This is a genomic window from Terrabacter terrae, assembly GCF_039529575.1.
Classification (GTDB): Bacteria; Actinomycetota; Actinomycetes; order Actinomycetales; family Dermatophilaceae; genus Terrabacter; species Terrabacter terrae.
On the sequence record NZ_BAAANB010000001.1, the window covers coordinates 491,072 to 515,491 of the forward strand.

The following is a 24,420-nucleotide window of genomic DNA, read 5'->3' on the forward strand; positions in this document are numbered from 1 at the left end:
TTGCGTGTGCACGGTCGGACGGGGGCGGGTCTCCGAGACCGTATGCCGCGTGCTGACGTCGGCCGGCCGAACCACCTCAGCCTCGGGCCCTGGACCGGGCGAGCAGGCGGGTGGTCGAGACGAGGACCGCCACGAGGACGATGCCGGCGAAGGCGACGAGCACCGACGGCGCCGCGATGTAGGTCACGGCCACGCCGGCGGCCACGACCGGGATCGTGATCCCGGCGTAGGCGGCCAGGAACATCCCCGCGAGCGTCTCGCCTCGGTGCTCGGGTGACGACACGGTCGATGCCGTCGTGATCGCCACGTTGAAGACCAGCCCGACGCCCGCGCCGGCGATGACGCCGGCGACCGCGAAGACCGGCAGTGAGGTCGTCCACGCGCCGACGGCGACCAGCACCAGCCCGACCGACATGGCGGCCATTCCCGCCCGCAGGCGCGCCGGCACGTCCCGCGAGCCCAGCACCACCTGCGAGAGCGTGGAGGCGCCGATCACGCCGAAGACGATGGAGCCGGTCAGCAGGCGCGAGTGCAGCCCCAACGTGCCCCCGACGAAGCTGGCCGTCAGGGAGGTGAAGACACCCAGCACCGAGAAGGCAGCGGCGGCGGCGACCGCGGCAGCGGAGAAGTGGGGCCGGGCCGCCGGCTCCACGCTGACCCGCTGCGGACGGTACGCCGGCCGCGAGGCGGGCCGGTCGACCGTCTCGGGTGCGAGGAGCAGGGCCACGAAGACCACGGCGAGCAGGACGACCCACACGGCATACGGCACGGTGAGCGGGTGGGGGAGGAACTGCGTCAGCAGCCCGGCGACGAGAGGGCCGAGGGCCAGACCGCCGGTGTTGACGGCGCCCGCGACCACCGAGGCGAAGCGCCCGTCGGAGTCGGGGCGGCCCACGGCGTGCAGCTCGGCGAGGTGGGCGGTCGCAGTCGCGGTGACGGCGCCGATGCCCAGACCGCAGAGGAAGCGCGCCACGAGCAGGCTCGCGGTGTCCTGGAGCAGCACGAACATCACCGCGCTGACGAGCTCGACGGCCGTGGCCGCGAGCAGCACCGGCCGGCGGCCGAGGTAGTCGCTGACGTGGCCGGCGAGGTAGAGGCCGGCCATCACGCCGATGCCGTACGCCGCGAAGATCAACGTGATGACGAACGTCGGGAAGCCGTCGCGCTGCTGGTAGAGCGGGTAGAGCGGCGTGGGCAGCGTGGTGAACGCCATGAGCACGAGGAAGGCCCCGACGACGAGCCAGAAGCCCCGGCGGTGCCGGGTGCGGGAGGCGTCGTCGTGGGGTGCCCGCGTCGCGGTCTGGCCGGCTGTCGTCATGGTTCCAGCGTGCGCCTTCGGCATTCATCGTGTCCAACGAGGACTGTCAGTCACATTGATCGATATTGCTGGTGGATGATGGCGGAATGGACACCCGGCACCTCGAGTACTTCGTCGCCGTGGCGGAGGAGCTGAGCTTCACCCGCGCCGCCGAGCGCCTCCAGGCGGTGCAGTCGACGGTGTCTTCCGGTGTGGCGGTGCTGGAGCGCGAGGTGGGGACCGCGCTGTTCATCCGCTCCACCCGGCACGTGGCCCTGACCCGGGCCGGGGGAGACCTGCTGCCGCAGGCGCGCACCGCCCTCGAGGCCGTCGAGCGCATGCGCAGCGCGGGCGCACGGGCCACCGGCCGGGTGAGCGGGTCACTGCGGGTCGGCCTGCTGACCAACCTCGAGTCGCTCGGCCTGCCCGAGATCTTCGGCGCCTTCCACCGGGAGCACCGCGGCGTCGAGCTGTCGATGCGGACCTCGCCTCGGGGCTCGACCGGGCTCGTCGACGACGTGCGGCGCTCACGGGTCGACGTCGCCTTCTGCGGGCTCGCCCACGACGAGCTCGCCGGCCTGCACGCCCAGGTCCTGCGGCGCCAGCCGTTCGTGGCGCTCCTGCCCGCGGGCCACCGGCTGGCAGGCGCAGCATCGGTCGGTCTGCCCGACCTGCTCGACGACGAGTTCGTCGACATGCCGGTCGGGTTCGGCAACCGCAAGGTGGTGGACGACTGGCTGCGTGCCGCCTCGCTGCGACGCCGGGTGACCCTCGAGGTGCCGGACCTCTCTGCGGTGCCCGCCTACGTGGCGGCGGGCCTCGGCGTGGCCGTGGTGCCGCAGCAGACGGCTGCCGGCGCACCCGCCGAGGCCCAGGGGCCGGCCGGGATCGCCGTGGTGCCGCTCGTGGAGCGGCTCGTCTGGGAGCTGTCGGTCATCGCCCGTGGGGAGGGGCGCTCTCCTGCGGTGGACGCGCTGCTGACGCATCTCGAGCGCCACCTGCCCGCCGCCTGAGCGTGGCGCCCGCGCAGTGCCGACGCCCGCGGGGACCGGGTCAGAGCGTGCGCAGCATCCGGGTGTTGCCCAGGGTGTTGGGCTTGACCCGCTCGAGGTCGAGGAACTCCGCCACGCCCTCGTCGTACGACCGCAGCAGCTCGGCGTAGACATCCGTCGGCACGGCCTGGCCCTCGATGGCCTCGAACCCGTGCCGGGTGAAGAAGCCGGTCTCGAAGGTGAGGCAGAAGAGGCGCTGGACCCCGATGTCACGCGCGTCCTGGACCAGCTCCTCGAGCAGGCGCCCGCCCAGACCCGTCCCGACCTGGTCGGCCGCGACGGCGAGCGTGCGGATCTCTGCCAGGTCCTCCCACATGACGTGCAGCGCGCCGCATCCCACGATCCGCCCGTCCAGCTCCGCGACCCGGAACTCCTGCAGGCTCTCGAAGTAGGCGACCGCGTCCTTGCTGACGAGCACCCGACGCTCGGCCAGCGGGGCCACGAGAGCCCGGATGCCGCGTACGTCGCCGGTGCGGGCGCGGCGGATGGCGGGTGTCCCGTGGTCGGCGGGCTGGCGCTGGGAGGTCACCGGGACACGGTAGACGCCCCGAACCGTCCGGCGGGACACCGCCCGGCGCCTGCCCGGCGCCTGCCCGGCGCCCGTCCGGCGCGCCCCCCCGCCCGGCGGCCGACGCACGTGGACTCGCACGCTCGGCGTGACGGCATACGCGGCTCGTGCGTCACCCGCGGGAGGATGGCGAAGGGGCCGGGGACCTCGGTCCCCGGCCCCTTCGGTCGGTCACTCAGCGCTCCGTCGGGTGAGCGCTTCGTCAGGTCAGCGCTCGGAGCCGAGCCCGGACTCCGGGAACACCTGGTCGTCCGGCACGGCCGGTCCGGCGACGACGTTCACTCCCAGTGCCTCGTCGAGGGCAGCGCCCTCCGGGAGGTCGGCGAGGTCGTCGGCCGGGCGGTGCGAGTCGGGACGGGCGGCGCTGGAGAAGGTGAACTTCTCCTCCTTGCCCTCGCCCTCGGTGTCGACCTTGATGTGCTGGCCGGAGGTGAACTCGGCGAAGAGGATCTTCTCCGACAGGGCGTCCTCGATCTCGCGCTGGATGGTGCGGCGCAGCGGGCGCGCACCGAGCACGGGGTCGTAGCCGCGCTTGGCGAGCAGGTCCTTGGCCGCGGGCGTGAGCTCGATGCCCATGTCCTTGTCCTTGAGCCGCTTGTCGAGCTTGGCGATCTCGAGGTCGACGATCTGGGTGATCTCCTCACGGTTGAGGTGCGGAAACACGATCGTGTCGTCGACGCGGTTGAGGAACTCGGGCCGGAAGTGCTGCTTGAGCTCGTCGGTGACCTTCGCCTTCATCCGCTCGTAGTCCGAGCGGCTGTCGGGTCCGGCCGAGAAGCCCATGTTGGCCTTGGAGATGTCCCGGGTGCCGAGGTTGGTCGTCATGATGATGACGGTGTTCTTGAAGTCGACCATCCGACCCTGCGAGTCGGTGAGGCGGCCGTCCTCGAGCACCTGCAGCAGCGAGTTGAAGATCTCCGGGTGGGCCTTCTCGACCTCGTCGAAGAGCACGACGGAGAACGGCTTGCGGCGCACCTTCTCGGTGAGCTGGCCGCCCTCCTCGTAGCCGACGTAGCCGGGAGGCGAGCCGAAGAGGCGGCTGACCGTGTGCTTCTCGGAGTACTCGGACATGTCGAGCTGGATCAGCGCGTCCTCGCTGCCGAAGAGGAACTCGGCGAGCGTCTTGGCGAGCTCGGTCTTGCCGACACCGGTGGGGCCGGCGAAGATGAACGAGCCACCGGGGCGGCGCGGGTCCTTCAGGCCGGCACGGGTGCGGCGGATCGCCTGGGACAGCGCCTTGACGGCGTCGTCCATGCCGACGATGCGCTTGTGCAGCTCGTCCTCCATGTGGAGCAGACGGCTGGACTCCTCCTCGGTCAGCTTGAACACCGGGATGCCGGTGCTGGCAGCCAGGACCTCGGCGATGAGCTCCTCGTCGACCTCGGCCACGACGTCCATGTCGCCCGACTTCCACTGGGCCTCACGGGCGGCCTTCTCCTGGCGCAGGCGCTTCTCGTCGTCGCGGACGCGGGCCGCGCGCTCGAAGTCCTGACCGTCGATGGCCGACTCCTTCTCGCGCACGAGGGCGGCGATCTTCTCGTCGAACTCGCGCAGGTCCGGCGGAGCGGTCATGCGGCGGATGCGCAGTCGGGCGCCGGCCTCGTCGATCAGGTCGATGGCCTTGTCGGGCAGGAAGCGGTCGTTGACGTAGCGGTCGGCCATGTTGGCGGCCGCGACGAGCGCGCCGTCGGTGATCGTCACGCGGTGGTGGGCCTCGTAGCGGTCACGCAGGCCCTTGAGGATCTCGATGGCGTGGGGCAGCGTCGGCTCCTGCACCTGGATCGGCTGGAAGCGCCGCTCGAGGGCCGAGTCCTTCTCGATGTGCTTGCGGTACTCGTCGAGCGTCGTCGCGCCGATCGTCTGCAGCTCGCCCCGGGCGAGCATCGGCTTGAGGATCGAGGCCGCGTCGATGGCGCCCTCGGCGGCACCCGCACCGACGAGCGTGTGGATCTCGTCGATGAAGATGATGATGTCGCCGCGGGTGCGGATCTCCTTGAGGACCTTCTTCAGCCGCTCCTCGAAGTCACCGCGGTAGCGGCTGCCGGCCACGAGCGAGCCGAGGTCGAGGGTGTAGAGCTGCTTGTCCTTGAGCGTCTCGGGCACCTCGCCCTTGACGATGTCCTGGGCGAGGCCCTCGACGACGGCGGTCTTGCCGACGCCGGGCTCGCCGATGAGGACGGGGTTGTTCTTGGTGCGACGGGACAGCACCTGCATGACCCGCTCGATCTCTTTCGCACGCCCGATGACCGGGTCGAGCTTGCCCTCGCGGGCCGCCTGCGTGAGGTTGCGACCGAACTGGTCGAGCACGAGGGAGCCCGCAGGCGTGCCCTCGGTCTGACCCTGGCCGACGCCCGCGCCGGCCTTCTCGCCGCTCTGGCCACCCTGGTAGCCGGAGAGCAGCTGGATGACCTGCTGGCGGACCTTGTTGAGCTCCGCGCCGAGCTTGACGAGGACCTGGGCGGCGACGCCCTCACCCTCGCGGATCAGGCCGAGCAGGATGTGCTCGGTGCCGATGTAGCTGTGGCCGAGCTGGAGCGCCTCGCGGAGCGAGTACTCGAGCACCTTCTTCGCGCGGGGCGTGAAGGGGATGTGGCCGGTCGGGGCCTGCTGCCCCTGGCCGATGATCTCCTGGACCTGGGCCCGGACCGCTTCGAGCGAGATGTCGAGCGATTCGAGGGCCTTCGCGGCGACGCCTTCGCCTTCGTGGATCAGACCCAGGAGGATGTGCTCGGTCCCGATGTAGTTGTGGTTGAGCAGGCGCGCTTCCTCCTGAGCGAGGACAACCACCCTTCGGGCCCTGTCGGTGAACCGTTCGAACATGTTCTTCTCCTGACTGATCGAGAGACATCTCGATGCTATCCGTGCCCGCTGTCGACGAGCACATCCCGACCAACGTGGGCAGTGCCGGTCCTGTTCCCGATCCTGAGTCCGATCGACTCAGGTTCTGCCTGTGTTCGCCGTGGGCGGACACGTGCCCATGCGTCGCGTCGTCCTCCTGCCGTATGCCGTGTGCGTACCCGGCGCCTTCCCTGCCCACGCGGACGGGGGCAGCGAGGCTGGACAGGCACTGGCCGCCGCAGTCGGCTACGGACTGCGCCACGGCGCATTTTCAGGCGCGATGCGACCGGCTGTAGGCACGGAACTACACCAGGGCGCACTTCGGTGCGGGAACCAGTCCGAGTTCGCACCACAAATGCGCCACGGCGCACTTCGGTGCGGGAACCAGCCCGAGTTCGCACCACAAGTGCGCCACGGCGCATGCATAGGCCCTGTGGAGAGGCGTCACGCGCTTCGCGGTTGCACGGGCAGGCTGCCGACATGACACGCCCAGACCCCCGCACACCTCCGGTACGACGGGCCGACGCGATGGCGGCCGGCCACACCGATGGTCGGCTGCGGCGCTCGCACGTCGCCCTCTTCCGTGGAGTTCACGTCGAGCGCGGCGTCCCCGTCACGCTGGCGGTGCGGATCGAGGCCGCCCTTCTCGTGGTCACACCCGGCAGCCACGTGTCGCACCACACGGCGGCCAATCTGTGGGGCGGAGTCGTTCCTGACCATCCCGACATCCATCTCTCGAGTCCGCGCAACCGGACCCGACGCGACGGGATCACCGCCCATCGTCGCAAGGAGGGGCAGGAGGTCGTCCGCTTCGGTGGGTTCCGGGTGACGTCGCCGGTGCAGACCTTCCTCGACCTGGCTCACTGCCTGACCCTCGTCGACCTAGTCGTCCTCGGCGACTCGCTGGTCAGGCGTGGACGCACGACGCCCGAGCAGCTCGTGTCGGCGACCTGCCGACACCATGGGCCCTACTCGCGCCTGGCCCGCAAGGCTGCCGCGCTCGTCCGCACCGGTGTCGACTCGGCGATGGAGACGCGGCTGCGGTTGCTCATTGTCCTCGCCGGCCTGCCCGAGCCCGAAGTCGACCATCGGGTGCACGACCGCGACGGGACCTTGCTGCGGCGCTACGACCTGTCCTACCTCCCCTACCGGCTCGTCATCGAGTACGACGGCCGGCAGCACGCGGAGTCCGAGGAGCAGTGGCTCACCGACATCGCGCGGGACGAAGCACTGGACGACGAGCGGATCCGCCGGCTCGTGGTCGTGTCGCGGGACATCTACTCGACACCCGGGAACACGCTCACGAGGATCACGCGCGCCATGCGTCGGGCGGGTATGCCGGTGCCCCGTCTGCGGGACGATTGGCGCCGCCACTTCCCCGGCAGGCCGGGCGACATGGCCGTGCCGGCGTGACGCGGCAAGAGGTGCGCCATGGCGCAGTTCCGTGCCTGAAGCCGGTCGCATCGGACCTGAAGATGCGCCGTGGCGCACTTGTGCTCGGAACTCGGGCGGTTCCTTACACACAAGAGCGCCGTGGCGCACTTGTGGGCGTATGCCGGGTGGCCGCGAGGGGTCGTGGCCGAAGATGTCCCGGTCGTTCAGGGAACCCGGCCGGTGAGCAGGGCGAAGGTGACGAAGGCGCCGTCGTCGGCCTCGAGCATGCCCTGCACCGGGGAGCTGGTCTGGCCCTTGAGCTCCATCACGGCGCGCTCCCACAACAGCCAGTTGGCGCAGGCGTCCGGCTGGTTGCGGGCGGTGACCCGGGAGAAGGCGCGGCTGAACTCCCACTGGCTGCGCAGCCACTCCGCGGTGTGCCAGGCAGCGGACTCGGCGCCGACGACCCGGTCGATGTGCTCCGGGATCTCGCCGAGCTCGCGCACCTCGGTGGTGAGGGCGGGCGTCGCCACGCCCAGCTGGCCGCCGGGCCGCAGGAAGGTGGCGAGGTACGGCGGGTAGTGGTCGCCGGTGCCGAAGTACTCCCAGGCGTCGATGCTGACGATGGCGTCGAACGAGCCCCGGCCGAAGGGCAGCGCGTGGGCGTCGACGCGCACGGCCAGCACGCGGTCGTCCACCTCCTCCTTGCGGAAGACGGCGGCAGCGGCAGTGGGGTCGACCCACAGGTCGACGGCGACGACGTGCACGCCGTACTCCTTGGCGAGGAACACCGAGGTGGCCCCGAGGCCGGAGCCGAGGTCGAGCACCCGCATGCCCGGGCGCAGGTCGAGGTCGGCGGCGAGGTCCTCGAGCAGCCAGAGCGGATGCGGCCCCATGTCGAGGTCGACGAGCCACCGCGCGTCGTACTTCGACGACTTCGGGTAGCCGTCGCGGGTCAGGTGGTCGAGCGCAGGCATGTCTCGATCCTCGGTGACGAGCACGCGCGCCGTCGACCCGTTCCACCCGTCGAGCGACGCCCGCTCGTGGCCTTTCGACGGTGGAGGAGGGGCCGGTCGTGGCCTCTCGACGGTTCGGGGTCAGGGAGCGGCGGGGACGAGGCGGTCCGGGGTGAGGTCGGCGAGCGACGTGCAGCCGGTGAGCGCCAGCTGCAGGTCGAGCTCGGCGCGCAGGTTGCGCAGCACCTCGGAGACGCCCTCAGCGCCGGCGAGCGCGAGACCGTAGACGTGCGGCCGACCGATGCCGACGGCGGTCGCGCCCAGGCAGAGGGCCACGAAGGCGTCTGCGCCGCAGCGGATCCCGCCGTCGAAGAGCACCGGCACGCCCGACCCGGCGCCTCGGACCGCCTCGACCACACCGGGCAGGGCGTCGAGGGCGGCGACCGTGCGGTCGACCTGCCGGCCGCCGTGGTTGGACACGTAGACGCCGTCGACGCCGGCGTCGACGGCGCGGCGCGCGTCCTCCGGGTGGAGGATCCCCTTGAGGACGATCGGGAGCGTGGTCATGGCGCGCAGCCGCGGCAGGTCGGTCCAGGTCAGCGAGGGCCGGCTGAACACGTCGAGGAACGTCTCGACCGCCAACCGGGGCTCGGGCGCCCGCAGGTTGTGCCGCAGCTCGCCGGGGTGGCGGCGGCTCATGGACAACAGCGTCGACACCGCGGCCGGTGTCGGCCGCGGTCGAGGGGACGCGGCGTCGCCCGAGCCGGCCGCCACCCGCTGGGCGACGAGCCGCTGGAAGACGGGGTCGGACGTGTACTGCGCGATGCCCTCCCCGCGGGCGAACGGCAGGTGCCCGAGGTCGAGGTCACGCGGACGCCAGCCGAGGTATGCCGTGTCGAGCGTCACGACGATCGCCTCGCTGCCGCACGCCTCGGCCCGTGAGACCAGGCTCTCGACGAGGTCGTCGTCGCTGCTCCAGTAGAGCTGGAACCAGTGCCCCGACCCGGCGAGGACGCGCGCGACGTCCTCCATCGGCACGGAGGCCTGCGTGCTGAGGATCGGGGTGACCTGCTGCTCGCGGGCCGCCCGGGCGACCGCGCGGTCGGCCTCGTCGTCGGCCATCGACAGCACGCCGACGGGCGCGACGAGGAAGGGGCTGTCGTGCCGGCGCCCGAACAGCTCGACCGACGTGTCGCGATCGGTGGTGTCGACGAGCATGCGCGGCACCACGCGCCAGCGGGCGAAGGCCGCGGTGTTCGCCTCGGCTCCCGCCTCCGAACCGGCCGAGCCCGCGACGTAGGCGAAGCCGCGCCTCGACATGGCCCGGCGGGCGGCGGCCTCGAGCCGGGTGCCGTCGGTCGGCACGCTGGGACGTCGCCCGAAGGCCCCGGCCCGGTAGATCGCTGACTGGACGGTCCGGCCGAACCCGGCGAGCGGCATACGTGCTCCCTCGTCGCGCACGTCGGCTACCACTTCACCGACACGAAGCGGCGCCACCAGCGCTGGAGGTCGTCGGCCGGCTCGGCGGCCACCCGGTTCCACAGCCGGAGGTACAGGTCGACCGGGGGACCGGCGAGGGTGCGATCGGCACCGAGGGCCTCGGGCGACGGCGCCCCGACCCGGCGGGTGGTGACCGTGCCGTCGCCGGCGACCGCGACGAGCCAGGCGACGTCGGTGGCATCCGGCCGCACGAGCACGTGGGTCGCGCCGTCGGGCGGTGGCGTGAGCCGGCGGCGGGGGACGAAGCCGACAAGCAGCTCGTCGATGCCGTCGAGCGCGACGGCGGGACGGATCCACGTCTCGTCAGGCCGCGCCGGGCGTCCCAGCCGCGCGCCGAGGGCGTCGACCGCGTGCATCGTCGTCTCGTGGCACTGCCGCCGAGTCCAGAAGCGTCGGGGGGCCGGGGCGTCCCGCAGGAAGACCTCGGCGTCGAGGTCGTCGGGGGCGTCGACGATGGCCTGCAGGAGGTCGGTGGCGCCCTCGTCGAACCAGTCGAGCACGTCCGGCGACTCCCGTCCTTCGCGCTCGAACCGCCCCGGTTCCACGGGTGCGCCGCGCAGGTGGCTCGCCGCCCACCGGTGCACCATGCCCTGGTGTGCCACGAGGTCGAGCACCGTCCAGTCGGGACACGTCGGCACGGGGGCTCCCATCCGCGCGGCCATGGCGTTCGCGCGCAGGACGGTCGAGGCCGACCCGAGGGCGTCGCCGAGCTCGTCCAGGCTGGCCTCGTCCAGGCTGGGCTCATCCGTGGCCGGGCCGGCGGCGGCCGGTTCGACGGGCCCTCCGGGCGCCGGGGTCGGTGCAGGCATGGCAGCGAGTCTGCCGCATGTCTGCAGGTGAGGACCGGCACCTGCTCGGCACCTGCCCGGCACCGCGGTCACGCGGCGGTAGATTTGCCCGGCGGGACGGTGACCACCGTCAGCCGCCCGTCACCCAGCCACCCCACCGCGCACCCCCCGGAGGCCCCCGTGGACGCCAGCGACCTGCTGCGCAACTCACTCCTGCAGCTGTCGAAGCAGGAGCGGATCCGAGACGTCATCGAGAAGGCGCCGGTCTCCCGCTCGGTGGTGCGGCGGTTCGTCCCGGGCGCCGAGCGTGCCGACGTCGTGGCGGCCGCCACCGAGATCGCCGCCTCCGGGCGCCTGTCGACGATCGACTACCTCGGTGAGGACACGACCGACCTGGCGCAGGCGCAGCACACCCGTGACGCGTACGTCTCCCTGCTCACCGCGCTGCGCGACCAGGGGCTCACCGAGGGCGGGACCGTCGAGGTCTCGCTGAAGCTCAGCGCCCTGGGGCAGGCGCTGCCGGGCGACGGCAACACGATCGCCCTCGACCACGCCCGCGAGATCTGCGAGCTGGCGAAGCAGGCCGGCACCACGGTGACCCTCGACATGGAGGACCACACGACCACCGACCTCACGCTGGAGGCCCTGCGCGAGCTGCGCGCGGACTTCCCGACCGTCGGGGCGGTGCTGCAGGCGTACCTCTACCGCACCGAGGCGGACTGCCGTGATCTCGCCCACGCGGGGTCGCGCGTGCGCCTCTGCAAGGGCGCCTACAAGGAGCCCGAGTCGGTGGCGTTCCAGTCGGGTGCCGAGGTCGACAAGTCCTACGTCCGCTGCCTCAAGGTCCTCATGCAGGGCGAGGGCTACCCGATGGTCGCCTCGCACGACCCCCGCCTCATCGAGATCGCCGGGGCGCTCGCCGGCCAGGCCGGCCGGGACCCGAAGTCGTTCGAGTACCAGATGCTGTACGGCATCAGGCCCGAGGAGCAGAAGCGCATCTCCGACCGCGGCGACCAGATGCGGGTCTACATCCCCTACGGGCAGGAGTGGTACGGCTACCTCATGCGCCGCATGGCCGAGAAGCCGGCCAACGTCATGTTCTTCCTGCGCGGCGTCGCGACGAAGAGCTGACACCGAAGCGATTCGACCCGAGAAGCGGATAGGAGCCACCCGATGACGACGACGGCCATCTTCGGCGCAGGCGTGATGGGCGAGACGCTCGTGTCCGGGCTGATCCGGGCCGGCCGCGAGCCCGGTGACCTCATCGTCACCGGCCGCACCCCCGACAAGGTCAACGCGCTGGCCGAGCGCTACGGCGTCCGCGCCCTGTCCAACACCGAGGCGGCCGAGGTGGCCGACACGCTGGTGCTCTGCGTCAAGCCGCAGGACATGGGTGCCCTGCTCGAGGAGATCGGCCACCACGTCGCCCAGGGCAACGCCGTCGTGTCCCTCGCGGCCGGCATCACGACCGAGTTCCTCGAGTCGCGCCTGCCCGGCGGCACCTCCGTCATCCGGGTCATGCCCAACACGCCGGCGCTCGTCGACCAGGGGATGGCCGGCATCTCGCCCGGCACCCACTGCACCGACGCCCACCTCGCCGAGGCCGAGGCGCTCCTCAGCTCGTGCGGCAAGGTCGTGCGGCTCCCCGAGAAGCACCTCGACGCCGTCACCGCGATCTCCGGGAGCGGCCCGGCCTACATCTTCTACGTCGTCGAGGCGATGATCGAGGCCGGCGTCGTGCTGGGGCTGCCTCGTGCCACCGCCACCGAGCTCGTGGTCCAGACCCTCTACGGTGCGGCCACCATGCTCAAGGAGACGAAGGAGCACCCCACGGTGCTCCGCGAGCAGGTCAGCTCGCCCGGCGGCACCACCGTCGCGGCCCTGCGCCAGCTCGACGACCACAAGGTGCGCGCCGCGTTCGTCACCGCCATGGAGGCGGCGGCGGCACGGTCCAAACAGCTGGCGTCCGGCCAGGGCTGAGGGCACTGTGGGGTCATGGCCGAGCCCCAACCCCCGACGCACGTCCCGATGCACCTGCACCGCGTCTCGCCCGACGACTGGGAGTCGCACCGAGACGTCCGGCTCGCCATGCTCCAGGACGCACCTGACGCGTTCTGGTTCACCTACGCCGACGAGGCCGTCTACGACGAGGCGGACTGGCGCGACCGCATCGAGGGGGCCTGGCTGGTGCAGGCCCGCGACGCCGAGGGCGTCCTCGGCAGCGCCGGTCTCGGATCGCACTGGGAGCCCGAGCGCGCCAGCACCGCAACGCTTTTCGCGATGTACGTCGCCCCGCGGGCGCGAGGGCGAGGCGTGGGGGAGGCCCTCGTCGACGCCGTCCTCGACGAGGCTCGGCGGCTCGGAAAGTCGGAGGTCGTCCTCGAGGTGACGAGCAGCAACCAAACGGCGGAGGCGTTGTATGCGCGGTGCGGGTTCGTGCGCACGGGTGCGGTCCACGACCACCCGCGACGGCCGGACCTCCAGGAGATCGAGATGGTCCACCGCTTCTGAGCCGGCCCGAGCCGGCCCGAGCCGGCCGGCCGGCGGTTTCGGCTCCGGATGTTCACCGATCTGCGGATGCAGTACGAGTGCCTGACGTGCGATCGTGTGTCCATGACCGACATCACCGTGCGTCCCCTCGGCGAGGACGACTGGGCGGACTACCGTTCCGTCCGGCTCGCCGCACTGCGTGAGTCGCCCGAGGCGTTCGTGGCCACGGTCGAGGAGGAGGAGGCCTACGACGAGGCCTTCTGGCGCGCGCGGATGCAGCGCTCCGCCCGCCTCGTGGCCGAGCGGGAGGGCAAGGCCGTCGGCGTCGTCAGCGTCGGCACGGCGAAGACGAACGACGTCCCGGCCGGCGAGCTGTTCGGCCTCTGGGTCCATCCCGAGGCACGCGGCTCCGGCGTGGCGACCCGCCTGGTCCAGAACGGCGCGTCCCTCGCTGCCAAGCGCGGCCAGACGCACCTCGTCTACTGGGTCGGCACCGAGAACGGCCGCGCGGTCGCCTTCGCCAGCGGGATGGGCTTCCGTCCCACCGACTACCGCCGCCCGATGGGTGTCGTCAGCGAGGAGGACGGCGAGGAGGAGGTGGCCATGGTGCTGCCCCTCGGGAGCGAGGTCGACCCCGCCCTGCGCCTCTGACGCCGGTCCGCATCGATCACACCGACGACGTATGCCGTCCCGCGAGCCTCGCGGGACGGCATACGTGCGTCTGCCGCCGGGTCAGGGACGGGCGGCGAACCGCTCGATGAGCTCGACCGGCCCGCTCACGATGAGCGTGTGGTGCGCCGAGATCTTTGTCTGCGGGACCGCATACGTGAAGTCCTCGCCGGGCGCCTTGACGCCCACGACCGTGACGCCGTACTTCCGGCGGATGGAGCTCTGCTCGAGCGTGAAGCCGATCGTCTCGGCCGGCGGCTTGAGCTTCACGATGGCGAAGCCGTCGTCGAACTCGATGTAGTCGAGCAGCTTGCCGTTGACGAGGTGCGCGACGCGGCGGCCGGAGTCGGCCTCGGGGGAGATGATGTGGTGCACCCCGATGCGCTCCAGGATGCGCTTGTGCTCGGGCGAGAGGGCCTTGGCCCAGATCGAGGGGACCTCGGCGTCGACGAGGTTGGCGGCCGCCAGCACCGAGGACTCCACGGACGAGCCGATGCCCACGATGGCGATCTTGGGTGCCGCGTGGCGGATCATGTCCAGCGCCGACGACTGGGCCATGTCGGCGTGCACCACCTTGGAGACCTTGTTGACGTAGCTCTCCGCGATGGCGTTGTCGCGCTCGACCGCGACCACCCGGTGGCCGAGCTTGGTGAGCTCGAGTGCGACGGCCGAGCCGAAGCGTCCCAGCCCGATGACGATCACGTCGTCGCCGAAGAGCCGGTTGCGGCCCATGGGTGTTACCTCCGTCATCCGAGACGCGTTTCCGCGATAGCGTCTCAATCATGCCAACTCAGGCCCGGGTCGTCTGGGACGCCTCCTTCACGAGGTACGACTTCGGCCCCACCCACCCGATGGCCCCGGTGCGCCTGGACCTGACGGCACGGCTGTGCGAGGCCCTCGGCGTCTTCGACCTGCCCGGTGTCGAGGTCGACGGTGCGCAGGTGGCACCCGACGCACTGCTCGAGACGGTCCACGACGTCGACTACGTCGCTGCGGTGAAGCTCGCGTCGCAGGACCCCAGCCGGGCGGACGAGGCCTACGGCCTCGGCACGGAGGACGACCCGGCCTTCGTCGGCATGCACGACGCGAGTGCCCGGGTCGTGTCCGGCACGGTCGACAGCGTCCGCGCCGTCTGGGAGGGCCGCGCCGAGCACGGCGTCAACTTCACCGGCGGCCTGCACCACGCGATGCGCGACCGGGCGAGCGGCTTCTGCGTCTACAACGACATCGCCGTCGGCATCCAGTGGCTCCTCGACCACGGCGCCGAGCGCGTCGCCTACGTCGACGTCGACGTGCACCACGGCGACGGCGTCGAACGCATCTTCTGGGACGACCCCCGGGTCCTGACCATCTCCGTCCACGAGACCGGGCGCGCCCTCTTCCCGGGCACGGGCTGGCCCACCGACGTGGGCGGGCCGGACGCCGAGGGCAGCGCCGTCAACGTCGCGCTTCCGCCCGGGCTCAACGACGCGGGATGGCTGCGGGCCATCCACGCCGTTGCCATGCCCCTCGTCCGGGCCTTCAAGCCCGACGTGCTCGTGACGCAGCACGGCTGCGACACCCACACCGAGGACCCCCTCGCCCACTTCGCCGTCACGGTCGACGCCCAGCGGGCCGCGGCCGACGCGCTGCACCGGCTGTCACACGACGTCTGCGGCGGCCGCTGGATCGCTCTGGGCGGCGGTGGCTACGAGGTCGTGGACGTCGTCCCCCGCACCTGGACCCACCTGACGGCCATCGCCGCCCACGCGCCGATCAAGACCTCGGTCGAGGTGCCCGAGGACTGGCGCGCCCACGTCGAGCAGGTCTTCGGCCGGCCCGGCCCGCGGCGGATGGGCGACTTGACATCGGAGGACGGCCCGCTGTGGTGGCGCTCCTGGGAGATGGGCTACGACCCCGCCAGCGAGGTCGACCGCGCGATCATGGCCACGCGCACGGCCGTCTTCCCGCTGCACGGCCTAGACGTCCACTTCGACTGAGTTTTCTGCGCCTCGCTTCGCTCCGGCGCGTGCCGCGGCGCCCGCCCGGCGTCGCCTTCCTCCGCTTCGCTCGCTCGTTCCTCCGCTTCGCTCGCTCGTTCCTCGCTCGCTTCGCTGCGTCCAGGCGACGCCGGCGCCGCGGCCTGTTTCTGGCGCCTTGCTTCGCTCGCGCCGAAACCGGGTTGGTCGGTGGCGGGCTGGGCGCCTAGCCTTGGCACACGGCGACGACGGCCTGACGATCCTGAGCCGAGCACGACCAAGAGGCCGACCGCGATCCGCGGCGGCGAAGGTGTGGTGGCACAGCGACACTCCCCATCGCCCACACCTCCGGGGCACGAAACCCACCGGAGGTGAACGGAATGCACCCAACCCCGACCACGACCAGCGCAACGCGCGTCCTCGCCCGCGAGCTCGCGTCCGTGCCACCCGGCGAGCGCGCCACGCTCGCCGGCTGGATCCACCGACGCCGCGTCCTCGCGAGCGTGACGTTCCTCGTCCTGCGCGACCGATCCGGCCTGGCCCAGGTCGTCGTCAAGGACGGCGAGACGATCGAGCAGCTCGCCGGCCTGCCGGAGGAGACGGTCGTCGAGGTGACCGGCACGGTCTCGGCCAACGACGCCGCCCCGGGTGGCGCGGAGCTCGTCGGGCCCGCGATCACCGCCCTGACAGAGCCCGCCCTCGCGCCGCCCACCGAGCTGTGGCGGCCCTCGTTCGCGGCCGGGCTGCCGACGCATCTCGACCACGCGGCGGTCACCCTGCGGCACCCGCGCCACCGCGCCGCGTGGCAGCTGGCCAGCGCCTCGATGCGTGGGTTCCGTTCTGCGCTGGGCGCGCTCGAGTTCACCGAGATCGCCACCCCGAAGCTCGTCGGCACCGCCACGGAGTCCGGAGCCAACGTCTTCACCGTCGACTACTTCGGCCGCACCGCCTACCTCGCGCAGAGCCCGCAGCTCTACAAGCAGATGCTCGTCGGGGTCTTCGAGCGCGTCTTCGAGGTCGGGCCGGTCTTCCGGGCCGAGCCGCACGACACGGTCCGCCACCTCGCGCAGTACACCTCGCTCGACGCCGAGCTCGGGTTCGTCCGCGACCACCGAGACGTCCTCGCCGTCCTGCGCGAGGCGATCTCCGGCATGGTGGAGGCCATCCGGGCGTATGCCGCCGACGCCGCTGCGCTCCTGGGCGTGGAGCTGCCCGAGGTGCCCGCAGAGTTCCCGGTGATCCACTTCCGCGACGCGCTGGCTCGCGTCGGCGCAGTCCCGGAGGAGCCGGACCTCAGCCCCGCGCACGAGCGCGCGCTCAGCGAGTGGGCCAAGGCGGCATACGGCTCGGACTTCCTTGCGGTGGAGGGCTACCCGATGGCGAAGCGGCCGTTCTACACCCACCCGCAGCCGGACGACGAGCGGTGGAGCAACAGCTTCGACCTGCTCTTCCGTGGGCTCGAGCTGACGACCGGTGGGCAGCGCCTCCACCGACCGTCGGACTACGCGGCCGCGATGGAACGCACCGGCACCGACCCGTCCGTCCTCGGTGGCTACCTCGACGCCTTCGCCCATGGCATGCCGCCGCATGGCGGTTTCGCGATCGGTCTGGAAAGGTGGGTAGGGCGCCTGACCGGGGCCGAGAACATCCGCGAGGTGACGCTGTTCCCGCGCGACCTGCACCGGCTGGAGCCGTGAGAACTTCGCCTATCGGACAGATTCGCAGCGAACGTGTCGGCGTGTCGAGTTGCGCGGAGCGGATTGGTTGATCCGTTCGCTTCCCCTCCAGTCACATCTGCCCCTAGTGTTGCTTCTTGCACCTGCGTGCAGTTTCGCCGGAGGGGAAGCCGTCGACGCGCGGGTGCACCCACTGAAGATCGGGGTCATTACATGTCGAACGAGCGCCAGCTCAACGAGGTGCGGTTCCTCACCGTCGCCGAAGTTGCCTCGATCATGCGCGTGTCGAAGATGACGGTCTACCGGCTCGTCCACGGCGGGGACCTCCCCGCCGTCCGGGTCGGCCGCTCCTTCCGGGTTCCGGAGGACGCGGTGCACAAGTACCTGCAGACGTCCTACATCGACACCGCGTGACAGCAGCGTCACGAACGCACCGAGGGGGCGGCCACGACCACCAGGTCCGGCCGCCCCCTCGGCGCGTCCCGGGGACGAGGGCGGGGACCGGCCGATGCGCAGGACCGGACCCTCGTCGCGCTTTTGGGGTCGGGGACCATCACCCGCTAAGGTGTGGAGCCTGTTCGGCTCGTGAAGTTCGACCTACCCTTCTTCGAGGTGTGTCGACGCAGGTCGGCACCAGCTCAGTTCAAGGACACGTCTCACGACAAGGACAACCATGGGTTCTGTCATCAAGAAGCGGCGCAAGCGGATGGCGAAGAAGAAGCACCGCAAGCTGCTCCGCAAGACGCGCCACCAGCGTCGCAACAAGAAGTGACCTGACCAGCTCAGGCACCTGGGGCATCGCCCCGCACGCTCTCGACCCTCACCCTTCGGTGGGGGTCGTTCGCGTATCGGGCCACCTGGGTACCGAGAGTCTCGCCACATCGGGGTATCGGTCCGCGTGCGCCCCGGCGGAGCCCCGATCGCTCGGTAGGCTGCAACGTGCGGGGGTGAGCGGCCTCCTCCCTGCAGGCGCAGGCGGCGCAACCCTCCGCTTCCATCGCGAGCACGCACCGACGAGCCGCCCGACGACAGGAGGAGCCCATGGCCAAGGTCGTCCTGGTCACCGGGGTGTCCCGCTACCTCGGCGGGCTCTTCGCCCGGAGGCTCTCGAACGACCCCTCGGTGGAGCGGATCCTCGGGGTCGACGTCGTGCCGCCCCGGCACTCGATCGGCCGCGCCGACTTCGTGCGCGCCGACATCCGCAACCCGATGATCGGCCGCATCATGGCCCAGGCGGCCGTCGACACGGTCGTGCACATGAACGTCATCGCGACACCCCGAGACACCGGCGGTCGGGTGACGCAGAAGGAGATCAACGTCATCGGCACGATGCAGCTGCTCGCTGCGTGCCAGAAGTCCGAGTCGGTCAGCCGCCTCGTCGTGAAGTCCTCCGCCGCGGTCTACGGCTCCTCGCCGCGCGACCCCGCGATGTTCAGCGAGGACATGAACCCCAAGACGCTGCCGCGCACCGGGTTCGGCAAGGACTCCGTCGAGGTCGAGGGCTACGTCCGCGGCTTCTCCCGGCGGCGTCCCGACGTCGAGATCACGATGCTGCGCCTCGCCAACGTCGTCGGGCCGAACATCCGCACGGCCATCACCGACTACTTCGCCCTGCCCTTCGTGCCCGTGCCGCTCGGCTACGACGCCCGCTTCCAGCTCGTCCACGAGGACGACGCCACGGCGGCGATGATCCTCGCGACCACGGGCCCAGCTGCCGGCATCGTCAACGTCGCCGGCGACGGCTTCGTCACCGTCACCCAGTGCACGGCGATCGCCCACCGTCCCATCGTGCCGGTCCCGCTCCCGGCCGCCGGGCTGCTCGGCACCGTCATCCGGCGCAGCGGCCTGGCCGACTTCTCGTCGGACCAGCTGACCTTTCTCGCCTTCGGCCGCGGCCTCGACACCAGCCGGATGCGCACCGTCCTCGGCTTCGAGCCGCGGTTCACCACGCGGGAGGCGTTCGAGGACTTCGCCCGGCACCTGGACCCGGTGGTGCCCGGCGTCGACGGTGTGGGTGAGGCAGTCAGCGGGGCTGCCGGCGGCACCGCCACAGCCCTCTCCCGTGTCTTCGACAGGATCCAACCGTGACCGCCGACAGCAGCGGCGCAGCCGCCACGAACGAGCTGACCGCACCGGCCCGGGGCGCCGGTGACACCGCGTCCGCGAGCCGCGAGGCCGCGCCGACGAAGGCCACCGCGACGAAGGCCACCGCGAAGCAGGCGACCGCGAAGCAGGCGACCGCGAAGCAGGCGACCGCGAAGCAGGCGACCGCGAAGCAGGCCACCGCGAAGCAGGCGACCGCGAAGCAGGCCACCGCGAAGCAGGCCACCGCGAAGCAGGCCACCGCGAAGCAGGCGACTGCGAAGCAGGCGACTGCGAAGCAGGCGACCGCGAAGCAGGCGACTGCGAAGCAGGCGACCGCGAAGAAGGCCACTGCGAAGAAGGCCACTGCGAAGCAGGCGACCGCGAAGCAGGCGACCGCGAAGACTCCGGCCGCGAACCCGACGGCCGGGACGGCCGCGTCGAGGAGCGAGGGCCCCTCCGCGCGGCCGTCCCGCGGCGCGTTCGCCGCGGGAGCGGCCCGCGCCTCGGGCGAGCGTCGCCGGCGCAGCGGCACGCCTCTCCTGCCGGCCGTCCCGGTCGAGGTCAGCGCTGCTCGACGGGACCTGAGCGGCGCGACCCTCGACCCGCGTCCCGACGAGGTCATCGAGTCCGAGCAGGTGATCGAGGCCGCCGTGACGGAGGGGCCCACCGGAGCCGGGCCGACCGCGCGCACCGGGCGGCCGGGCGAACGGCCGAGCGTGCCTCCCACCGAACGGCCCACCGAAGCGGCGGCTGACGTGCCGGCCGACCTGCCCGCCGAGCCGACTCCACCGAGGACCCGGCCCACCCGCGCCTCGGTGCGGTCACCGCGACGGACCTCCGGCGCTCCGACGAGGCTGCGCGCCGTGCCGTCTGTCGAGGACGCCCCGGGGGCGGAGGCCTCGACCGCGGGGACGGGCACCCGGCATACGCTCGCGGGCGGCGAGGGGGGCTGGGAGTCCGCGTTCGCCGCCGTGCAGTCCCGTGCCGAGAAGCTGGTCGGCTCCGTGCTCGAAGGCGCTGAGGTCTCGTCCGAGGCGCGCCCGGGCCCGGCCGAGCTCGTCGAGCTCGCCGTGAACGTGCTGCGCGCGGCGGCCTCCTCCGCCGGGGTGCCGGCCGAGGACGTCGAGCGCCAGGTAGCCGAGACCCTCGCCTACCTGCGCCGCCGGCTGAGCGGCGACTACGTCGTCGACGAGTTCGGCTTCGACGAGGACTACACCGTCAACGTCCACCTCCCGCTGCTGCGGCCGCTCTACAAGAGCTGGTTCCGCGTCGAGGTGCGCGGCATGGAGAACATCCCCGACGTCGGGGGAGCCCTCGTGGTGGGCAACCACTCCGGCACCATCGCCCTCGACTCGCTCATGACGCAGGTCGCCGTCTACGACGAGCACCCCAAGCACCGGCACCTGCGGATGCTCGGGGCCGACCTCGTCTTCCAGATGCCGTTCATCGGCACCATGGCGCGTCGGTCCGGCACGACCCTCGCGGCCAACAGCGACGCCGAGCGACTGCTCAGCAGCGGCGCGCTCGTCGGCGTGTGGCCCGAGGGGTTCAAGGGGGTCGGCAAGCCCTTCAGCGAGCGCTACAAGCTGCAGCGCTTCGGCCGTGGCGGGTTCGTGTCGGCGGCGCTGCGGGCCGGGGTCCCGATCGTCCCCGTGTCGATCGTCGGTGCCGAGGAGATCTACCCGATCCTCGGCAACATGCCGGCGGTCGCACGCCTGCTCGGCCTGCCGTACGCGCCCATCACGCCGACGTTCCCGCTGCTCGGTCCGCTCGGGCTGGTGCCGCTGCCCAGCAAGTGGCTCATCGAGTTCGGCCCGCCGATCGACACGTCCTCCTTCGGGCCTGAGGCCGCGGACGACCCCATGCTCGTCTTCGACCTCACCGACCAGGTGCGCGAGACGATCCAGCAGACGCTCTACAGCCTGCTCATGCAGCGCCGGTCCGTCTTCCTCTGACGCCGGTCTGACGAAGGCCCTGACGCAGGTTCTCACGAATGCTCTGACGAAGGCCCTGGCGAACGCGGAGCGCCGCTGTCGTGTCCGGACTCAGGGCAGCAGCTTGGTCGGGGCGAGCCCTGTCGGCAGCGTGACGGACGGCAGCCCGAGGGTCACTGACGGCAGGGGGATGGTCGCGCCCGGCAACGTCACGCCGCCGCCGCCCACGCCGATGGTCGAGGAGGTCACTCCGACGCCGGGAAGGCCCACCGTGGCGCCGGGCACCGTCACGCCGCCACCGCCGACAGCGATCGTCGAGGTGATGCCGACGGTAGGCAGGTTGACCGCGCCACCGCCGGGCAGGGGCACGCCGCCCGGGACCGAGGTCGCGGGGAGCGGCAGGGCGCCGGGTGCGGTGGCTGACGGGGCCGATGGACCCGCGGGTGGCCCGGCCCGGCCGGGCGCGCCGGTGCCACCGGCCTTGGATCCCGCCCTGGTGCCGGACTTCGAGCCGGCCGTCGTACCGGGGGCGGACGTGCTGGAGCCTGGGCCGTTCGCGCGTGCGGCGCCGGCCAGTCCGGCGAGGACCGCGCGGGCCTGCGCCGCACGGTCGCCACAGGCAGCGCACGAGGCGAGGGCACGCATTGTGGCGACGTCGCCGGCGCCGAGCGTCTCACGCAGGCGCTGCCACGCCGAGAGGGAACGGGCCGGCACGCGCGGTCGCATCGCGTCGACCTGCGGGATGGCCCGCGCGTAGAAGTCGGCCAGCTCGGTCAGGGCGTCGGTGCGGCCCTCGGTGCGGTAGCCCTCGAGCAGGATCGTCTGGGCCCGACGCGTCGCGTCCGTGGCGGCGTCGTAGGCGGTGTCGAGGTCGTGCGGCGCCGGGTTGCCGCCGTCGAGCAGGTCGCGAGCGTCGCCGATGTGCTCCTGCGCCTGGGCCAGGTAGGTCAGGCCCTCGTCGTAGCGGGAGCCGGCGAGCTGCACTGCGGCCCGGTCGAGGAGCTGCTTGATGCTGTAGAGCGTGTCTCCCGGGACGGCCGAGCGCGAGGCCGCGCCCAGCGCGCCACCGAGCACGAGAACGGCGGCAGCCGCAGCGGCGACGAGCTTCAGCGGCCGAGCCGCCACACGGAGCACCGACACGGTCGCGCCCCTGTGCGGAGGGTCGGCGTCGGTCGGGTGGGTTCCCCCGGGGGCGACCTCGTCCCCTTCGGCCACCGGGGTCTTCGTGGTGCGCAGCACCGGAGGCGTGGGGGCTGCGCCGCGCGTGTCGGACGTGGCCCGGGCATCGACGCCGCCCGGCACGTCACGCCCGTCCTGACCACCCGGCGCGACGGGTCCCACCGGCACGACCGGCAGGGCGGTGGGCGGGTCGTCGGCGAGCAGCCGGGCGCGCAGGTCCGACACGAACTCCGCGCGGGGAGCCAGGGCCGCCTGGTCGACGGCCTGGACCGCGTGCAGCACGGCGACGAGCTCGAGGATGCCCGGCTCGCTCACCTCGCCGCCCTCGAGGGCGCGCTGGAGCAGCTCGCCGTCCGCGTTCGTACCGAGGTCCATGGCTCCTGCCCCCTCTCCTGTCCTGGCGGTCTGGTCGTCCGCGTTGTCGCTGGTGTCGCGTCGGTCGTGTGGGTTGCGTGAGTCGTGTCGGTCCGCTCGGTCAGCTGCCGGCCCGTGGGTGGGTCACCCCGGGGGCGAAGCCCCCGTCCCCGCCGGGCCGGGAAAGTGGCGCGCCGGGACGCGCAGGGCGACACGGCATACGGCGAGGGGTCGGTGGTGCACGTCGGTCGGGAGGGGCTGGGGGACCGTGGTCAGTCCCGCCTTCGCTGCCATCGAGCCGCCTGCGTTGTCGCGATCCACGGTCACGCCGGGCGGCGTGCCGGTCGTGGGTCCGGGCCCACACGCACCGGTCCTACGCCGTGAGAACGACGAAGGGAACGGCGAGGTTACGGGGGTCACAGCTCGACTCCCTCGAGCGACTTGCGCAGCGCCCGGGTCGCCCGCAGCTGCAGCTGCTTGACGGCGCCCTCGGACTTGCCGAGCACCCGCGCCGTGTCGGCCAGGCTGAGGCCCTGCAGGAAACGCAGCGTGATGCACTCCGCCTGGTCCGGTCCCAGCTGCCTGATGGCAGCCACGAGGCGCTCGTCGCGCAGCCGGGTCAGCACCTCGGTGTCGGGTGCGTCGACGCGCTCGTCGGCGTCGCGCATGTCGGCGGTGGCGACCTCGAAGCGGAAGCGCGCCGACTTCACGTGGTCGGCGATGAGGTTGCGTGCGATCGTGACGAACCACGCCGCGATGTCCTTGCCCTGCCAGGTGAAGGAGTCGATGCGGCGCATCGCGCGCATGAACGTCTCGGAGGTCAGGTCCTCCGCCAGGGCGCGGTTGGCCACCCTGACGAGGACGTAGCGGAAAACCGTGTCGACGTAGAGGTCGTAGAGCTGCGCGAACGCCTCCCTGTCGCCGCCCTGCGCCAGCTGCACCAGGGCCGCGATGCGGACGTGCTCCTCGGGCGCGCGCTCGAACCGGCGGGGACCGGCGCCCTGCGGCGCGGGGTCCGTCAGCCCGAGCCCGGTGCCGTCGCCGGCGAGCGCGGCCCAGATCGCGTCGAGCGCCGAGCGCCAGGTGGGTGGGGCGCCCACGCCGGGGACGTATGCCGGCACGCCGCCGAGGACGACCGCACCCGCCACCCCACCCGCCGTACCCGCGGCCCCCGTGACACGGAGAGGCGCCCGGACGCGCGTCAGGGGGCCCCGCACCGGGTCCCTTCCCGGGGCGGGAACCGGTCGGGGCCCGCGGGCCGGCGTCCTGTTCGCGCGCATTGTGGACAGTCTGACGGACATGAGGCGCGGATGGGACCCCTGAACTCATATGTGGCGGAGCCGACGTCGTGGCCGCGCGCCGCCACGGGGGCCCTTTCGGGTGCCTACAGTGGTCGGTATGACCGGTGAGCAGCCCGCGCAGACCCCGTCACCGCGAGTCGTGCTGCTCGGCCGGCCGGGCTGTCACCTCTGTGACGAGGCCCGTGTCGTCGTGGAGCGGGTCACGAGCGAGCTCGGCGTGGGCTGGGCGGAGCAGTCGGTCGACGACGACCCGGAGCTGCTGCGGCGCTACGCCGAGCAGATCCCCGTCACCTTCGTCGACGGCCGCCGCCACGACTTCTGGCGGGTCGACGAGGCACGTCTCCGGGCGGCGCTGAGGTGACCTGCCTGACCGCCGCCCGCTATGCCGTGGTAGGCGCCCG

The 24,420-nt window shown here is 72.1% G+C and carries 22 protein-coding genes; 13 read left to right on the forward strand and 9 right to left on the reverse strand.

Annotated features, from left to right (window positions below; translation table 11 throughout):
* Positions 1-76 precede the first annotated feature (76 nt).
* Entirely contained in the window at positions 77-1,318 is a 1,242-nt protein-coding gene (locus tag ABD194_RS02290) for an MFS transporter (RefSeq protein WP_343986861.1), read from the reverse strand.
* 86 nt (positions 1,319-1,404) lie between these two features.
* Between ABD194_RS02290 and ABD194_RS02295 the strand changes: the two genes are divergently transcribed.
* On the forward strand, positions 1,405-2,310 hold the full coding sequence (locus tag ABD194_RS02295) for a LysR family transcriptional regulator (RefSeq protein WP_343986864.1): 906 nt from the start codon (positions 1,405-1,407) through the stop codon (positions 2,308-2,310).
* 40 nt (positions 2,311-2,350) lie between these two features.
* Here the strand turns inward: ABD194_RS02295 and ABD194_RS02300 are convergent, their stop codons facing one another.
* Together ABD194_RS02300 and ABD194_RS02305 are read right to left on the reverse strand one after the other, a co-directional pair.
* A complete protein-coding gene (locus ABD194_RS02300) occupies positions 2,351-2,878 on the reverse strand; it encodes an amino-acid N-acetyltransferase (RefSeq protein WP_343986867.1) in 528 nt (175 codons plus the stop codon).
* 246 nt (positions 2,879-3,124) lie between these two features.
* The gene (locus tag ABD194_RS02305) at positions 3,125-5,737 is read right to left on the reverse strand and encodes an ATP-dependent Clp protease ATP-binding subunit (RefSeq protein WP_343986870.1); all 2,613 of its coding nucleotides are present in this window, start codon (positions 5,735-5,737) and stop codon (positions 3,125-3,127) included.
* A 498-nt stretch (positions 5,738-6,235) separates the two neighbouring features.
* On the opposite strand from ABD194_RS02305, the gene ABD194_RS02310 reads away from it, so the two are divergent.
* Positions 6,236-7,168 (forward strand): hypothetical protein, encoded by a 933-nt coding sequence (locus ABD194_RS02310; protein WP_343986873.1) that lies wholly within the window; start codon positions 6,236-6,238, stop codon positions 7,166-7,168.
* 185 nt (positions 7,169-7,353) lie between these two features.
* Here ABD194_RS02310 and ABD194_RS02315 read toward each other — a convergent pair whose 3' ends face one another.
* The 3 genes from ABD194_RS02315 to ABD194_RS02325 all read right to left on the reverse strand — a co-directional run bounded on the left by ABD194_RS02315 (position 7,354) and on the right by ABD194_RS02325 (position 10,394).
* Positions 7,354-8,106: an SAM-dependent methyltransferase gene (locus ABD194_RS02315; RefSeq protein WP_343986876.1), complete on the reverse strand. Its 753-nt coding sequence runs from the start codon at positions 8,104-8,106 to the stop codon at positions 7,354-7,356.
* 120 nt (positions 8,107-8,226) lie between these two features.
* Positions 8,227-9,525 carry an alpha-hydroxy-acid oxidizing protein gene (locus ABD194_RS02320; protein WP_425579940.1) on the reverse strand — a complete coding sequence of 433 codons (1,299 nt, stop codon included), beginning with the start codon at positions 9,523-9,525 and terminating at the stop codon, positions 8,227-8,229.
* Between the two features lie 26 nt (positions 9,526-9,551).
* Complete coding sequence (locus ABD194_RS02325; protein WP_343986882.1) at positions 9,552-10,394, reverse strand: maleylpyruvate isomerase N-terminal domain-containing protein; 843 nt, start codon at positions 10,392-10,394, stop codon at positions 9,552-9,554.
* Between the two features lie 159 nt (positions 10,395-10,553).
* Between ABD194_RS02325 and ABD194_RS02330 the strand changes: the two genes are divergently transcribed.
* The 4 genes from ABD194_RS02330 to ABD194_RS02345 all read left to right on the forward strand — a co-directional run bounded on the left by ABD194_RS02330 (position 10,554) and on the right by ABD194_RS02345 (position 13,514).
* Positions 10,554-11,504, forward strand: coding sequence for a proline dehydrogenase family protein (locus ABD194_RS02330; RefSeq protein ID WP_343986885.1), 951 nt, complete (start codon positions 10,554-10,556; stop codon positions 11,502-11,504).
* A gap of 42 nt (positions 11,505-11,546) precedes the next feature.
* Positions 11,547-12,353, forward strand: a complete 807-nt coding sequence (gene proC, locus ABD194_RS02335; RefSeq protein ID WP_343986888.1) for a pyrroline-5-carboxylate reductase — start codon at positions 11,547-11,549, stop codon at positions 12,351-12,353.
* Between the two features lie 15 nt (positions 12,354-12,368).
* Positions 12,369-12,884, forward strand: a complete 516-nt coding sequence (locus tag ABD194_RS02340; RefSeq protein WP_343986891.1) for a GNAT family N-acetyltransferase — start codon at positions 12,369-12,371, stop codon at positions 12,882-12,884.
* A 102-nt stretch (positions 12,885-12,986) separates the two neighbouring features.
* The gene (locus ABD194_RS02345; protein ID WP_343986894.1) at positions 12,987-13,514 is read left to right on the forward strand and encodes a GNAT family N-acetyltransferase; all 528 of its coding nucleotides are present in this window, start codon (positions 12,987-12,989) and stop codon (positions 13,512-13,514) included.
* Positions 13,515-13,595: 81 nt separating this feature from the next.
* On the opposite strand, the gene ABD194_RS02350 is transcribed toward ABD194_RS02345, so the two are convergent.
* A complete protein-coding gene (locus ABD194_RS02350) occupies positions 13,596-14,264 on the reverse strand; it encodes a potassium channel family protein (RefSeq protein ID WP_343986897.1) in 669 nt (222 codons plus the stop codon).
* A gap of 50 nt (positions 14,265-14,314) precedes the next feature.
* Here ABD194_RS02350 and ABD194_RS02355 point away from each other — a divergent pair, with 50 nt between their 5' ends.
* The 6 genes from ABD194_RS02355 to ABD194_RS02380 all read left to right on the forward strand — a co-directional run bounded on the left by ABD194_RS02355 (position 14,315) and on the right by ABD194_RS02380 (position 21,206).
* On the forward strand, positions 14,315-15,511 hold the full coding sequence (locus ABD194_RS02355) for an acetoin utilization protein AcuC (RefSeq protein ID WP_343986901.1): 1,197 nt from the start codon (positions 14,315-14,317) through the stop codon (positions 15,509-15,511).
* 359 nt (positions 15,512-15,870) lie between these two features.
* Positions 15,871-17,187 carry an aspartate--tRNA(Asn) ligase gene (gene aspS, locus ABD194_RS02360; RefSeq protein ID WP_343986904.1) on the forward strand — a complete coding sequence of 439 codons (1,317 nt, stop codon included), beginning with the start codon at positions 15,871-15,873 and terminating at the stop codon, positions 17,185-17,187.
* A 192-nt stretch (positions 17,188-17,379) separates the two neighbouring features.
* Entirely contained in the window at positions 17,380-17,580 is a 201-nt protein-coding gene (locus tag ABD194_RS02365) for an excisionase family DNA-binding protein (protein ID WP_142182521.1), read from the forward strand.
* 259 nt (positions 17,581-17,839) lie between these two features.
* Entirely contained in the window at positions 17,840-17,938 is a 99-nt protein-coding gene (locus tag ABD194_RS02370) for a 30S ribosomal protein bS22 (protein WP_003792170.1), read from the forward strand.
* Positions 17,939-18,207: 269 nt separating this feature from the next.
* The gene (locus tag ABD194_RS02375; RefSeq protein WP_343986914.1) at positions 18,208-19,254 is read left to right on the forward strand and encodes an NAD-dependent epimerase/dehydratase family protein; all 1,047 of its coding nucleotides are present in this window, start codon (positions 18,208-18,210) and stop codon (positions 19,252-19,254) included.
* The gene (locus ABD194_RS02380; RefSeq protein ID WP_343986917.1) at positions 19,251-21,206 is read left to right on the forward strand and encodes a 1-acyl-sn-glycerol-3-phosphate acyltransferase; all 1,956 of its coding nucleotides are present in this window, start codon (positions 19,251-19,253) and stop codon (positions 21,204-21,206) included. The genes ABD194_RS02375 and ABD194_RS02380 overlap by 4 nt, the downstream gene beginning before the upstream one ends.
* A gap of 90 nt (positions 21,207-21,296) precedes the next feature.
* On the opposite strand, the gene ABD194_RS02385 is transcribed toward ABD194_RS02380, so the two are convergent.
* Both ABD194_RS02385 and ABD194_RS02390 read right to left on the reverse strand, forming a co-directional pair.
* A complete protein-coding gene (locus ABD194_RS02385; protein ID WP_343986920.1) occupies positions 21,297-22,739 on the reverse strand; it encodes a hypothetical protein in 1,443 nt (480 codons plus the stop codon).
* 395 nt (positions 22,740-23,134) lie between these two features.
* Positions 23,135-23,866 carry an RNA polymerase sigma factor gene (locus tag ABD194_RS02390; protein WP_343986923.1) on the reverse strand — a complete coding sequence of 244 codons (732 nt, stop codon included), beginning with the start codon at positions 23,864-23,866 and terminating at the stop codon, positions 23,135-23,137.
* Between the two features lie 250 nt (positions 23,867-24,116).
* On the opposite strand from ABD194_RS02390, the gene ABD194_RS02395 reads away from it, so the two are divergent.
* Positions 24,117-24,380 (forward strand): glutaredoxin family protein, encoded by a 264-nt coding sequence (locus ABD194_RS02395; RefSeq protein ID WP_343986926.1) that lies wholly within the window; start codon positions 24,117-24,119, stop codon positions 24,378-24,380.
* Positions 24,381-24,420: the final 40 nt, after the last annotated feature.